This window comes from Streptomyces sp. CB01881, assembly GCF_002953255.1.
GTDB lineage: Bacteria > Actinomycetota > Actinomycetes > Streptomycetales > Streptomycetaceae > Kitasatospora.
In genome coordinates, this window is record NZ_CP026498.1 from 8,351,117 (window position 1) to 8,363,573 (window position 12,457).

The following is a 12,457-nucleotide window of genomic DNA, read 5'->3' on the forward strand; positions in this document are numbered from 1 at the left end:
ACACGTCAGTCGTGCAGAGTTCTCAGGCCGGTCCGATTTCGGCGCCCTGATCCTTCGTCCGGGCACCGATTCCGGGCCCGGTTCCCTGACGTCCCGAATCCCCCACCGGCCGGGGCAGCCTCGCGGGGGGAGGCTGCCCCGGACCGCAGGGACGCGCGGCGGGGAGGGCGCATCGTGCAGCCCTCCCCGCCGCGACCATTTCCTCCCCGGAGCGGCGCAGGTCCCCAGGACCGGCGCGAGTCCCAGGACCGGCGCGGGGGAGCGGGGGATCCGGGGCGCATCCCGGGCGCACCGGGGGCCGTGACGCGGTCAGTGGTGGAAGCCGGTGCGCGGCGGCACCCCGAGGTCCTTCAGCGGGCCGGGCTGGCGCCGCAGTTCCGGCAGCAGCCGGGTGAGGTCGGCGAGCAGCAGGTCGGCGAGGTCCCGGGAGAAGCCGTTGCGGCAGACGATCCGCAGCACCGAGAGGTCCTTCCGGTTCTCGGGGAAGGTGTACGCGGGCACCTGCCAGCCGCGCTCGCGCAGGCGCCGCGAGACGTCGAACACGTCGAACGGCACGTCGTCGGTGGTGGTGAAGGCGAAGACCGGCAGCTCCTCGCCCCGGGTCAGCAGCTCGAAGCAGCCGAGCGCCTCGATCCGCCCGGCCAGGTAGACGGCGACCTCGCGGCAGGCCTCCTGCACCGCGCGGAAGCCGCCCCGGCCCAGTCGCAGGAAGGTGTAGTACTGCGCGATCACCTCGGCGCCCGGGCGGGAGAAGTTCAGCGCGAAGGTCGGCATCTCGCCGCCGAGGTAGTTGACCCGGAAGACCAGTTCCTCGGGCAGCGCCTCGTGGTCCCGCCAGAGCGCCCAGCCGACGCCCGGGTAGACCAGGCCGAACTTGTGGCCGGAGGTGTTGATCGAGGTGACCCGGGGCAGCCGGAAGTCCCAGACCAGCTCGGGGTCGAGGAAGGGCGCGACCATGCCGCCGGAGGCACCGTCCACGTGCACCGGGACGTCCAGGCCGGCGCGCTCCTGCAGCGCGTCGAGGGCCGCGCAGATCTTCGCCACCGGCTCGTAGGAGCCGTCGAAGGTCGAGCCGAGGATCCCGACCACGCCGATGGTGTTCTCGTCGCAGAGGGCCACGGCCTGCTCGGCGCCGAGGTGGTAGCGGTCCCCCTCCATCGGGGCCAGGCGTGCCTCGACCTCCCAGAAGCTGCAGAACTTCTCCCAGCAGACCTGCACGTTGACGCCCATCACCAGGTTGGGCCGGGCGCCGGCCGCGTAGCGCTCGGCGTTGCGGTGCATCCAGCGGCGCTTGAGGGCGAGGCCGGCCAGCATGCAGGCCTCGCTGGAGCCGGTGGTGGAGCAGCCGACGGCGCTGTCCGGGTCCGGGGCGTGCCAGAGGTCGGCGAGGATCGCGACGCAGCGCCGTTCCAGCTCGGCGGTCTGCGGGTACTCGTCCTTGTCGATCATGTTCTTGTCGAGACACTCGGTCATCAGCCTGGTCGCCTGGACCTCCATCGACGTGGTGACGAAGGTCGCCAGGTTGAGCCGGGCGTTGCCGTCCAGCATCAGCTCGTCGTGGATCAGCTGGTACGCGGTGTCGGCCGGCACCGGGTCGTCGGCGAGCCGGTGGAGCGGCGGTGCCAGCTCCATCGGGCCGAGCGGGTCGGCGGTGCCGACGAACGGGCTGACGGTCAGCCGGCGGTCGTCGCCGGCTCCTTTGTGCAACGCCATGAGGCCCTGCCGTCCTTCGCTCCGGTGACCGCTTCGCAGTCCACGCTGCCACCGGGCGCGGGGTGACGCATCTTCACCGCCGCACGGGACGTCCCGACGGGCCGTCCCAGGGACCGTCTCACCTGGCCGTCTCCGGGTGGATCTGCTCGCGGGCGGCCCGGTACTGCTGGCGCACCGCCGAGCCGACCGGCAGGTCCTGCTCGGCGTCCGGGGTGACGGTGACCGTCTCCGGCAGCTCCCACCGCGGCGGCTCGGGGGTGCCGGCCAGCGCCCAGGCGGCCTGTCGGGCCGCGCCGCGGGCCGCGTGGGCGCCGGGCGGCGGCACCACGACGGGGACGCCGAACAGCAGCGGCGCGATCTGCCGGACGGCGGGCAGGCGCCCGGCCGCGCCGAGCAGGAAGACCCGCTTCACCTCGACGCCCCGGGCGCGCAGCACGTCCAGCGCGTCCGCGAGGTTGCAGAGCATGCCCTCGACGGCGGCCCGGGCCAGGTGCTGCGGGGTCATCGACTCGGCCCGCACCCCGGTCAGCGTGCCGGCCGCGTGCGGCAGCGCGGGCGTCCGCTCGCCGTCCAGGTAGGGCAGCAGCACCATCCCGTACGCGCCGGGGGAGGACTGCAGTGCGAGCTCGCTCAGGCCCTCCAGGTCCCGGCCGAGCAGGGCGGCGGTGGAGCGGAGCACCTGGGCGGCGTTCAGGGTGGCGACCATCGGGAGGTGGCGGCCGGTGGCGTCGGCGAACGAGGAGACCAGCCCGGTGGCGTCCACCACGGCCTGCCCGTGCACGGCGAAGATCGTCCCGGAGCTGCCGAGGGAGACCGCCGCGTCGCCGGGTTCGAGGCCGAGGCCGAGGGCGGCGGCCATGTTGTCACCGGTGCCGGCCGAGATCAGCAGGCCCTCGGGGGTGTGCCCGGCGGGCTCGGCCGGGCCGAGCACGTGTGGCAGCCTCAGCTCGTGGCCGAGGGCCAGCTCGATCAGGTCCTGCCGGTACTCGCCCGTGATCGGCGACCAGTAGCCGGTGCCGGAGGCGTCGCCGCGGTCGGTGGTGCGCCGTTTGGGGTGGCCCAGCAGTTGCCAGACCAGCCAGTCGTGCGGCAGCAGCACCTCGGCCACCCGGCGGGCGTTGGCCGGCTCGAACTCGGCCAGCCACCGCAGCTTGGCGATGGTGTACGTCGGGCCCGGGACGGCGCCGATCGCGGCCGCCCAGGCCGCCGGGCCGCCGAGCGCGTCCAGCAGGGCGGCCGCGGCGCCGCTGGAGCGCGGGTCGTTCCAGAGGATCGCGGGCCGTACCAGCACGCCCCCGGCGTCCAGGCCGATCATGCCGTGCTGCTGGGCGCTGACGCCGATCGCCCGGACGCCTTCCAGCAGGCCGCCGGCGGCCGCGTCGCCGAGCGAGTGCAGCCAGATCTGCGGGTCGGCCTCGCCGGCCCGGGTGTCCTGGCCTTCGGGGGTGGGGTGCGGCGCCTTGCCGGACCGCAGCACCGCGCCGGTGCCGGTGTCGCACGCGACGATCCGGGTGCGACCGGTCGAGCTGTCTATCCCCGCGACGATGGCCATGTCGAGATCATGCCTCAGCGGGCGTCCGGGCGCGGTCCGTCCGGGCAAGTGTTGCCCCTTCGGTACCGCTCCGGAGCCGTCCCGGACACCCTGCCGTCACCGGCCGGTCACGGACGGAAGGTACCCCAGCTGTCGTCCTCCACCCGGGGCCGGTTGAAGTACGGCACCCGGTCGGTGACCGAGTTCGGCAGCTTGTCCCCGACCTTGTCCGCGACGGCTCCGGCCGCCTTCCCGGCGGCGGCGCCGGCCTGCTGCCTGGCCTTGTCGGCGGCGGTCTGCACCTTGGGGTTCTGGGCGACCTGCCGGGTGACCTTGGCGATCTGCTCGTACCGCTGGCGCCCCGCCCGCGAGCCCAGGACGTAGCCGGCCGCGAGTCCGACGATCAACGACAGCTTCCACATGATCGGATTCCACCCTCTCCTGGCGGCGTCTGCCGCATTGCCCTACCCGTCCTTCGGGGCGGCGAACCGTCCGTGCCCCCAGCATCCCCGGGTGCTCCGCGGGGCGCGCGCGGGGCGCGCCGGGCGGGGTCGCCGGGAGGGCCGGGGAAAGCGATTGGCGGACCACCCCCCCGAGTGCGCTAATGTATGTCCCGCAGCGAGCGCCGAGGAGCCCGGGGAACCGGGGGCCGAAGCGGAAGCCGATCCCCCATAGCTCAATTGGCAGAGCAGCCGACTGTTAATCGGCAGGTTATTGGTTCGAGTCCAATTGGGGGAGCTCAGGTGGAGGTCCCTCCGGGGGCGGTCGGCCTGTCCGTGGTGGCGTGTGTCATCGCGATCCCGCATAGCTCAATTGGCAGAGCAGCCGGCTGTTAACCGGCAGGTTTTTGGTTCGAGTCCAAATGCGGGAGCTTCACCGGGTCCGCCCGGTGTCTGCTCAGAGCGAAGGCCCCCCGGTCGACCGGGGGGCCTTCGTGTTGTGCCGCACGTTCGGGCCGTCCCGTTGTGCCGCACGTCCGGGCGTCCCGCCCGCGCGGCCCGGCCTCAGGCCGTGGCCTGGCGGTACAGCTCGGCGACCCGGCCGTCGAAGGTGACGCTGTACGAGGTGCCCGGGGTCTCGCCACCTTCCTGGTAGCCGCCGATCACGCCGACCACCGCGCCGGTCGGGGTGATCCACGGGCTGCCGCTGGTGCCGTCGGTGTAGCCGCCGCAGTCGAAGCGTTCCTGGGTGGGACTCTGCGACCTGGTCCGGGTCGAGCAGGTGATCGGCTCGTCGCTCGCGTTGGGGTAGCCGGTCACCGAGACCGGGAGACCGAAGCCCTGGCCGGTGCCGAGCGGGTTGCCGCCGACCGCGTCCTCGACCTCCCGGCCGCCAGCCGGGCGGAGGGTGATGAACGCCACGTCGTACTCGGGGTCGTCGCCGGCCGACCAGCGTGGGTCGACGGTCACCGACTGCACCGGCCAACTCCCGTAGGGGGAGTATCCGTTGCGGTAGCCGGGGGTGAACACCAGGCCGTCCAGCAGGCCGGTCCGGCGGCTCTGCACGCAGTGTGCGGCGGTCACCAGCAGGTTGCGCCGCGGGCTGTGCACCACGCTCGCCGTGCAGGCCCGAGGGCCGTCGGCGGTGTGGATCGAGAGGGTGCCGACCCGGTCGCCCGCCGGGCTCTGCTGCGCGACCGCGGCGGTCGGGGGCAGGTTGTCCCCTCCGCCGCACGCGGTGCCGGCGGCGAGCAGCAGGGCCGCCAGTGCGACCGCCTGGGCCGCACGCGGGAGCCGTACCGGGCGGGAGGCCATCGCGGCTCCGTCTCGTCCTCGGGGCGGCCCCTGCGGGTCGTGCGGACCGCCGTACGTGAGGAAGATCTACCAGTCCCCGCCCGGCGGCGCCAACCCCGGCGCCCGGCGCCTTCCCTTTGGGGCGTCCGGGTGGTCCGGGGGCGGTCCGGGCCCGGTCAGCCGGTGGCGCGGTCGTACAGCGCCTGGACCCGGTCCCCGAAGTAGCTGCTGTACGAGGTGTCGGGGGTGTCGCCGCCCTCCTGGTAGCCGCCGATCACGCCGACCACGGTGCCGGTGCGGGTGTCCGGGTCGAAGTCGGTCACCCAGGGGCTGCCGCTGGTGCCGCCGGTGTAGTCCGGGCAGTCGATCCTCAGCTGGGTGGGGCTCTGCTCGGTGGTGGTGTTGCTGCAGGTGATCGGGACCTCGCTGGTGCCGGGGTAGCCGGTGATCTTCACCGGGAGCTGGTAGCCGCGGTCGACCCCCAGCCGGTTGGCGCCGAGCACCTGCTGCACCTGTTGCCCGTTCTGCGGCTGCACCACCGCGAAGGCGACGTCGACGTCAGGGTCGCCGTCGTCCTTCCAGGCCTGGTCGACGGTGACCGCCAGCACCGGCCAGACGCCGCTCGGGGTGTCGCCGTCCCGGTAACCGGGGACGAACACCAGGTCGCTGCGCTGGCCGAGCTGCGGGTCCCAGACGCAGTGCGCGGCGGTGACGATCAGGTTGAGCCCGGCGCTGTCGACCACGCTGGCGGTGCAGAAGTGGTCGCCGTCCGCGTTGCGGGTGAAGACGGCGCCGACCAGGCCGTTGAGCACGGTGGGCTTGGCGGTGCGGGTGACGCCGGTCTGTCGGCCGAGGGCGCCGCGCAGCCGCTCCCGGCTCCAGCCGTGGCTGCCGGTGGAGGCGGGGCCCGAGCCGGAGGGCGACGCCGGGTGCGAACCCACCGTCGGGGTGGCACCGCCGGGGCCCGCCGCGGTGGTGCAGCCCGCCGCTGCGAGGACTGCCAGTGCGGCTCCGGTCGCCGCCAGCTCACGTACCGTCATCCGCCCAGGTTCCAGGGGGCCGCCGGGGTCCTGCCAGCGGAGCTGCTCCGCGCGGGGAGGCGTGCATCCGCGCGCACCCATGTGCGCCCCCGGCGCGCACCACGGGTGATCGACCGGCTATGCTGCCCGGGACGGCCTCGCGGGGCCGTCTGCTGCTGCCGCGGCCGGGCGACCGGTGCGCGCGGCGAACCGGGGCGGTAGCTCAGCCGGTTAGAGCAGGGGACTCATAATCCCTTGGTCGTGGGTTCGAGTCCCACCCGCCCCACCCTTCGCCCGGACGACCGGGCTTGACCAGGTGTGGTCATCTGCACGCACTCTAGTGACCGGTGGCGTCGGCGGCCGTACCGACAGGCCGGGAATCACCCGAATAGGGCCGCTCCCGGGGCTCGTTGACGCCGCCCGCCGCCCGGGGTCCGCCCCCGTCGCCGTGATGCCGCGCCCCGCCTCCGTATCCTGGCCCGATGCTCGAACCCGCACTGCTGCCGACCCCGCTGGTGGACTGCACCGACGAGGTGCTGGCGCGGGCCGGGGTGCGGCTGCGGCTCAAACGCGACGACCTGCTGCACCCGGCGGTGCCGGGCAACAAGTGGCGCAAGCTCGGGCCCAACCTGGAGGCGGCCGTCCGGCAGGGGCGGACCAGGCTGCTGACCTTCGGCGGGGCCTACTCCACCCATCTGCGCGCGGTCGCCGTGGCGGCCGGCGCGCTCGGGCTGGAGAGCGTCGGGCTGGTCCGCGGCGAGGAGCTGGCCGACGCGCCGCGCAACTGGTCGCTGCGGGCGGCCGAGGCGGCGGGGATGGAACTGGTCTTCCTGTCCCGTTCCGAGTACCGGGAGACGGCCGGGCGCTGTGAGCTGGACGAGGACGTGGCGGAGGGCCTGCAACGGCGCTGGGGCCCCTGTACGGTGCTGCCGGAGGGCGGCTCCAACGCCTTGGCGGCGACCGGCGCGGCGGCCGTTCCGGCGGAGCTGCCGGACCTCGGCGAGCGGGACGTGGTCTGCTGCCCGGTCGGCACCGGCGGCACCCTGGCCGGGATCGCGGCCGGCCTGCCGCCGGGCGCGCGGGCGCTGGGGGTGGCGGTGCTGCGCGGCGGCGCCGGCTACCTGGAGGGCGAGGTCGCCCGGCTGCACCGGGCCGCCTACGGGCGGGAGTTCGGCAACTGGCGGATCGACCACGACCACCACGGCGGCGGCTACGGCCGGGTCCCGGCCGGGCTGGAGGCCTTCGCCGAGGGCTTCGAGCGGCGCCACGGGATCGCCCTGGAGCGCCGCTACGTCGCCAAGCTGCTGGCCGCCCTGTACGACCTGGCCGGGGCCGGGGCGTTCCCGGCGGGCACCCGGCTGACCGCGGTGGTCACCGGTCTGCCGGACCCGCCGGACGCCGGCTAGCCGAAGGTCAGGTTGGCGCAGGGGTCGGTGTCGGCCCCGCGGCTGTTCTCGGCGATGCCGCTGGGCACGCCGCTCGGGGCGGGCGTGCCGGTGGTGGTGGGGCCGGCGGCCGGCCCGCCCGGGATGTCGACGGAGTCGAGCCCGGTGCCGGCCGTCGGGCGGTAGTCGCGGCCCAGGGTGACGGTGATTCCCCCGGAGCCCGCCTCCTCGACCGGCCGTGCCCCCGGGAAGAGCGGCGCGAGCTGGTCGGCGACGGCCTTCAGCGCCGGGTCGTACGCGATCTCGGTCTGCAGCCGGCCGCCGTTGGTGGGGCCCAGGGTGACGTTCTGGAAGCCCTTGGCGCGGACGGCCTCGGCGCCCTTGCCGGCCAGCCCGGGGGTGCCGACGCCGTTGACGACGGTGATCGGCGCGGCCGCCTGGTCGGGCGAGAGCGCGGTGGGCGAGAGCGCGGTGGGCGAGGCCTCGGAGGCGGTCGTGGCGGAGGGGGCGGCACCCGGGGCGGCGGAGGCGGCGGACGGCGAGGGGGAGGCGGGGGCCGCGCCGGTGGACTGCCCGTCCAGCGTGCGGTCCTCGCGCAGCAGCTTCCAGAGGGTGTCGACGTCCGGGTGGACCAGGGCGACCCGGTCGCCGGAGTAGCGCCAGGGGGTGGTGACGAAGGTGATGTCGGACAGCTTGATCTGCTGGAGCGACTGGGCGAAGTCGACCAGCTTCATCGCGGTGCCCAGGCCCTCGTCCACGGTGAGCGAGCGGGTGGCCGCGTCGGCCAGCGGGAGCAGGGTCGGCAGCGAGAAGCCCTGGCCCTGGACCTTCCTGATCATCGAGGAGAGGAATGCCTGCTGGCGCTTCATCCGGCCGATGTCGGAGTTGTCGCCGAAGCCGTAGCGGGCCCGCAGGTAGTCCACCGCGGGCTGCCCGGAGAGCTTCTGCATGCCCTTCTTGAGGTGGATGTTGTGCGAGTTCACGTCGTTGGGGACGCAGGCGTCCACGCCGTTGACGGCCTCGGTCATCGCGGCGACGCCCTTGAAGTCGACCACGATGGTGTGGTCGATCCGCAGGCCGGTCAGCGTCTCGACGGTGTTCTGCGTGCAGGCCGGGTTCCCCTTGGGGAACTCGCCCACGGTGAAGGCCGAGTTGAACATCTGGTTGGTCCTGGGGGACGTCCAGCCGCCGCCGGGCAGCCGGCAGGCCGGGATGGTCACCAGCGTGTCGCGGGGTATGGAGACGCCGACGGCGTGCTTGTGGTCGGCGTATATGTGCAGCAGGATCGCGGTGTCGGAGTGGCCGACGCCCTCCTCGCCGCCGCCGAGGTCCGCGTTGCCGTCGTCCCGGGTGTCCGAGCCGAGGACCAGGACGTTGACCGGGACGGAGGCGCCGGGGGTGACCGGGACGGGGGCCGGCGGCCGTTCGGTGGCGACGCCGCCCGCGTCGAAGGTGGTGATGTTGCTGTCCAGCCGGTGGTAGAACCAGGCGCCGGCGCCGGCCACCGACAGCACGAGAACGGCGGCGAGGCCCACGGCGGTCCGTACGATGCGCCGCCGGCGCGAGCTGCTGCTCATCCCCCGGGCCCCCCGTCTTCTGGTGTCGTTCCCTGCGCGCACCGGCTCATGGGCAGGCCGGTGCGAGTCTCGAACGTTAGACGTTCCGGGGGAGTGTTCGGTTACAGCCGCAGGCCTGCCAATTGCGCCGGATCGGCCGGCGGGGCCGTGATGCTGCTCACGCTCCGGGGCCGGAGGCGCCCGAGAGCATCCGGCGGAGCAGGTCGCGCAGCACCGTCCGCTCGTCGGGGCCGAGGGCGGCCAGCGGCTCGCGGGCGAAGTTCAGCGACTCGCGCAGCTCCTCGGAGGCGGCCGCGCCGGAGTCGGTGGCGGCGACCAGCTTGACCCGGCGGTCCTGCCGGTCGGCCTCCCGGGTGACGAAGCCGCGGGACTCCAGCCGGTCGACGATGCCGGTGATGTTGGACGGCTCGCAGCTGAGCGTCTGGGCGATGTGGCGCATCGGCATCGGTCCGCGCCGCAGCAGGGCGAGGACCTTGGCCTGGGCGCCGGTGAGCGAGCGGGCGGCGGCGGCCTCCTCGTACTCGCGATGGAAGAGCGCGACCAGGTTGGCCATCAGGTCGACGACCTCACGGGTGATCTCGTCGGGCTGCGGCGCGCCGGATCGGGTCGGCTGGGTGTCCATGACCCACAGTCTACCTGAACAGTTGACAACATGAACCTTTCATGTCCATCGTTACTTCATTAAGTCAACCTTTCAGGCAGTAAGGAGCACCCCGATGGCCGAGCAGGAAGCGCCCGCCACCGCCCGCGAATGGCACCTCGCCGCCCGCCCCCAGGGCTGGCCGGTCCCGACCGACTTCGCGCTGGTCGAGGCGCCGGTCCGAACCCCGGGCCCGGGCGAGATCCTGGTCCGCAACGCCTACCTCTCGGTCGACCCGTACATGCGCGGCAGGATGAACGACGTGAAGTCCTACGTCCCGCCGTTCGAGCTCGGCCGGCCGATGGACGGCGGCGCGGTCGGCTACGTGGTCGCCTCCGCCGCCGAGGGCTTCGCCCCGGGCGACGCCGTGCTGCACGGGCTCGGCTGGCGCGAGTACGCCACCGTCGAGGCGAAGCGCGCGGTGAAGGTCGACCCGTCCGTGCCGCTCTCCGCCTACCTCGGCGTGCTCGGCATGACCGGCCTCACCGCGTACGCCGGCCTGCTGGCGGTCGGCGGCCTCAAGGAGGGCGACCGGGTCTTCGTCTCCGGCGCGGCCGGCGCCGTCGGCTCGATGGTCGGCCAGATCGCCCGGCTCAAGGGCGCCTCGCTGGTGGTCGGCTCGGCCGGCTCGACGGAGAAGGTCGCCAGGCTGACCGGCGAGTACGGCTTCGACGCCGCGTTCAACTACAAGGACGCCCCGGTCGCCGAGCAGCTCGCCAAGGCCGCACCGGAAGGCATCGACCTCTACTTCGACAACGTCGGCGGCGACCACCTGGAGGCCGCGATCGGCGCGCTCGGCGTGCACGGCCGTGCGGTGCTCTGCGGCGCGATCGCCCAGTACAACGAGACCACCGCGCCGGCGGCCCCGCGCAACCTGGCGCTGGCGATCGGCAAGCGGCTGCGCCTGGAGGGCATGCTGGTGGGCGACCACGCCGCCCTGCAGCCGCAGTTCGTCGCCGAGGTCGGTGGCTGGCTGGCGGAGGGCAGGCTGCGCAACGAGGAGACCGTGGTGGACGGCTTCGAGAACACCGCCGACGCCTTCCTGGACCTCCTGCGCGGCGGCAACACCGGCAAGATGGTGGTCCGCCTCGACGGCTGACGCCGAGTCAGTACCCGCCGCCGGGCCGCCCCGCCGCACCCCGTGTGCGCGGGGCGGTTTGCGTACCGGGCGCAGGGGATCCGGCCGCACTACCGGATTCCGGCCGGATCCGAAAGTGCGTCATCCATCGTGCGGGGCGGCGCGGTACGGTGGTCCCGCCTGGCGATGGGGCCGTTCGGGGGAGAGATCCGACCGAGGGGTGGACCTCGTTCAGGATTCGACTAGCATTGAGCGAAAGCCTGTCCGTTTTGCTCAATTTAGTGGCTTAATGTCGGCTAACGTGGGTAACTGTGGATCAACTACAGGCGCGAACGCGAGGCAGCTGGGGAAGGCGACCCTCGTCCACAGCCTGGAGGTCCCGGTGACGACACGTGGAGTCCTGTACGTCCACTCCGCGCCCCGCGCGCTGTGCCCGCACGTCGAGTGGGCCGTCGCAGGGGTGCTGGGTGCACGGGTGAGTCTGGACTGGATCCGCCAGCCGGCCGCGCCCGGACACTGGCGCGCCGAGCTGTCCTGGCAGGGCGAGCCCGGTACGGCCTCGAAGCTCGCCTCCGCCCTGCGCGGTTGGCAGCTGATGCGGTACGAGGTCACCAGCGAGCCCTGCGCCACTGCGGAGGGCGAGCGGTACAGTAGCACGCCCGCGCTCGGCATCTTCCACGCCGTCACGGGCATCCACGGCGACATCCTGATCCCCGAGGACCGGTTGCGCGCCGTCCTGCTGCGCGCCCGCAGCGAGGGGGCGGACCTGGAGGCCGAGATCTCCCGGCTGCTCGGCAAACCCTGGGACGACGAGCTGGAGCCGTTCCGCTACGCGGGTGAGGGTGCCCCGGTGCGCTGGCTGCACCAGGTGGTCTGAGACGACGCGAAGGGGCCGGCGCCCGTGGCGGGCGCCGGCCCCTTCGCGTGTGCGATCAGGCGGTCCTGGCGGTTCAGACGGTGCGGAAGGCCAGCACCACGTTGTGGCCGCCGAAGCCGAACGAGTTGTTCAGCGCCGCGATCCGGCCCTCGGGCAGCGGACGGGCCACGTCCCGGACGATGTCCGCGTCCACGTCGTCGTCCAGCTCCTCGACATTGATGGTCGGCGGGGCGGTCCGCTTGTACAGGGCCAGCACGGTGGCGACGGTCTCGATGCCGCCGGCGCCGCCCAGCAGGTGGCCGGTCATCGACTTGGTGGCCGAGACGGCGATGTGGTCCAGGTGCTCGCCGAGCTCCTTGCGCAGCGCCTTCAGTTCGGCCGTGTCACCCTGCGGGGTCGACGTGGCGTGCGCGTTGACGTGCACGATCTCGGCCTTGTCGAGCTCGTTGCGCTCGAACAGGTCGGCCAGCGCACGGGCCACACCGGCGCCGGTCGGCTCGGGCTGGGCGATGTGGTGGGCGTCCGAGGACAGGCCCTGGCCCACGGCCTCGCAGTAGATCCGGGCGCCGCGCGCCTCGGCGTGCTCGACCGACTCCAGCACGACCACGCCGGCGCCCTCGCCGAGCACGAAGCCGTCGCGGCCCTTGTCGTACGGGCGGGAGGCGCGCTGCGGGTCGTCGTTGTTCTTGGACATCGCCATCATGTTGGCGAACGCGGCGATCGGCAGCGGGTGGATCGCGGCCTCGGTGCCGCCGGCCACCACGACGTCGGCGCGGCCGGTACGGATCATCTCGATCGCGTAGCCGATCGCCTCGGCGCCGGAGGCACAGGCGGAGACGGGGGTGTGCACACCCGCGCGGGCGCCGACCTCCAGGCCGACGTTGGCCGCCGGGGAGTTGGGCAT

General features: G+C 73.6%; 11 protein-coding genes and 3 tRNA genes. 6 read left to right on the forward strand and 8 right to left on the reverse strand.

Annotation, left to right across the window (positions count from 1 at the left end; genetic code table 11):
- Positions 1-309: 309 nt before the first annotated feature.
- From C2142_RS26440 to C2142_RS26450, 3 genes are all read right to left on the reverse strand, one after another.
- Positions 310-1,713: a glutamate decarboxylase gene (locus C2142_RS26440; RefSeq protein WP_148645256.1), complete on the reverse strand. Its 1,404-nt coding sequence runs from the start codon at positions 1,711-1,713 to the stop codon at positions 310-312.
- Between the two features lie 118 nt (positions 1,714-1,831).
- Positions 1,832-3,265, reverse strand: a complete 1,434-nt coding sequence (locus tag C2142_RS26445; RefSeq protein WP_148645257.1) for an FGGY family carbohydrate kinase — start codon at positions 3,263-3,265, stop codon at positions 1,832-1,834.
- Positions 3,266-3,372: 107 nt separating this feature from the next.
- Positions 3,373-3,666: a hypothetical protein gene (locus C2142_RS26450; protein ID WP_241002793.1), complete on the reverse strand. Its 294-nt coding sequence runs from the start codon at positions 3,664-3,666 to the stop codon at positions 3,373-3,375.
- A 243-nt stretch (positions 3,667-3,909) separates the two neighbouring features.
- Between C2142_RS26450 and C2142_RS26455 the strand changes: the two genes are divergently transcribed.
- Positions 3,910-3,982, forward strand: a tRNA-Asn gene (locus C2142_RS26455).
- A gap of 60 nt (positions 3,983-4,042) precedes the next feature.
- Positions 4,043-4,115: transfer RNA gene (locus C2142_RS26460), tRNA-Asn, on the forward strand.
- Between the two features lie 133 nt (positions 4,116-4,248).
- On the opposite strand, the gene C2142_RS26465 is transcribed toward C2142_RS26460, so the two are convergent.
- A complete protein-coding gene (locus C2142_RS26465; RefSeq protein ID WP_148645259.1) occupies positions 4,249-4,998 on the reverse strand; it encodes a trypsin-like peptidase domain-containing protein in 750 nt (249 codons plus the stop codon).
- Between the two features lie 155 nt (positions 4,999-5,153).
- Positions 5,154-6,017 carry a hypothetical protein gene (locus tag C2142_RS26470; protein WP_148645260.1) on the reverse strand — a complete coding sequence of 288 codons (864 nt, stop codon included), beginning with the start codon at positions 6,015-6,017 and terminating at the stop codon, positions 5,154-5,156.
- A gap of 191 nt (positions 6,018-6,208) precedes the next feature.
- On the opposite strand from C2142_RS26470, the gene C2142_RS26475 reads away from it, so the two are divergent.
- Positions 6,209-6,282: transfer RNA gene (locus C2142_RS26475), tRNA-Ile, on the forward strand.
- 196 nt (positions 6,283-6,478) lie between these two features.
- Positions 6,479-7,402, forward strand: a complete 924-nt coding sequence (locus tag C2142_RS26480; RefSeq protein ID WP_148645261.1) for a pyridoxal-phosphate dependent enzyme — start codon at positions 6,479-6,481, stop codon at positions 7,400-7,402.
- On the opposite strand, the gene C2142_RS26485 is transcribed toward C2142_RS26480, so the two are convergent.
- The gene (locus C2142_RS26485) at positions 7,399-8,958 is read right to left on the reverse strand and encodes an LCP family protein (protein ID WP_148645262.1); all 1,560 of its coding nucleotides are present in this window, start codon (positions 8,956-8,958) and stop codon (positions 7,399-7,401) included. The genes C2142_RS26480 and C2142_RS26485 overlap by 4 nt on opposite strands.
- A gap of 157 nt (positions 8,959-9,115) precedes the next feature.
- Positions 9,116-9,580 (reverse strand): MarR family transcriptional regulator, encoded by a 465-nt coding sequence (locus tag C2142_RS26490; RefSeq protein ID WP_148645263.1) that lies wholly within the window; start codon positions 9,578-9,580, stop codon positions 9,116-9,118.
- A 94-nt stretch (positions 9,581-9,674) separates the two neighbouring features.
- On the opposite strand from C2142_RS26490, the gene C2142_RS26495 reads away from it, so the two are divergent.
- Positions 9,675-10,697, forward strand: a complete 1,023-nt coding sequence (locus C2142_RS26495; RefSeq protein ID WP_148645264.1) for an NADP-dependent oxidoreductase — start codon at positions 9,675-9,677, stop codon at positions 10,695-10,697.
- 361 nt (positions 10,698-11,058) lie between these two features.
- A complete protein-coding gene (locus C2142_RS26500) occupies positions 11,059-11,553 on the forward strand; it encodes a DUF3145 domain-containing protein (protein ID WP_148645265.1) in 495 nt (164 codons plus the stop codon).
- Between the two features lie 73 nt (positions 11,554-11,626).
- Here the strand turns inward: C2142_RS26500 and C2142_RS26505 are convergent.
- Positions 11,627-12,457 (reverse strand): beta-ketoacyl-[acyl-carrier-protein] synthase family protein (locus C2142_RS26505; protein ID WP_241002794.1); only part of this gene is annotated, 831 nt, incomplete at its 5' end.

Coding starts and splice junctions, on each gene's coding strand:
- C2142_RS26440 (WP_148645256.1), bottom strand. CDS start 1,713: ATGGCGTTGCACAAAGGAGCCGGCGACGACCGCCGGCTGACCGTCAGC.
- C2142_RS26495 (WP_148645264.1), top strand. CDS start 9,675: ATGGCCGAGCAGGAAGCGCCCGCCACCGCCCGCGAATGGCACCTCGCC.
- C2142_RS26480 (WP_148645261.1), top strand. CDS start 6,479: ATGCTCGAACCCGCACTGCTGCCGACCCCGCTGGTGGACTGCACCGAC.
- C2142_RS26465 (WP_148645259.1), bottom strand. CDS start 4,998: ATGGCCTCCCGCCCGGTACGGCTCCCGCGTGCGGCCCAGGCGGTCGCA.
- C2142_RS26470 (WP_148645260.1), bottom strand. CDS start 6,017: ATGACGGTACGTGAGCTGGCGGCGACCGGAGCCGCACTGGCAGTCCTC.
- C2142_RS26490 (WP_148645263.1), bottom strand. CDS start 9,580: ATGGACACCCAGCCGACCCGATCCGGCGCGCCGCAGCCCGACGAGATC.
- C2142_RS26450 (WP_241002793.1), bottom strand. CDS start 3,666: ATGTGGAAGCTGTCGTTGATCGTCGGACTCGCGGCCGGCTACGTCCTG.
- C2142_RS26485 (WP_148645262.1), bottom strand. CDS start 8,958: ATGAGCAGCAGCTCGCGCCGGCGGCGCATCGTACGGACCGCCGTGGGC.
- C2142_RS26445 (WP_148645257.1), bottom strand. CDS start 3,265: ATGGCCATCGTCGCGGGGATAGACAGCTCGACCGGTCGCACCCGGATC.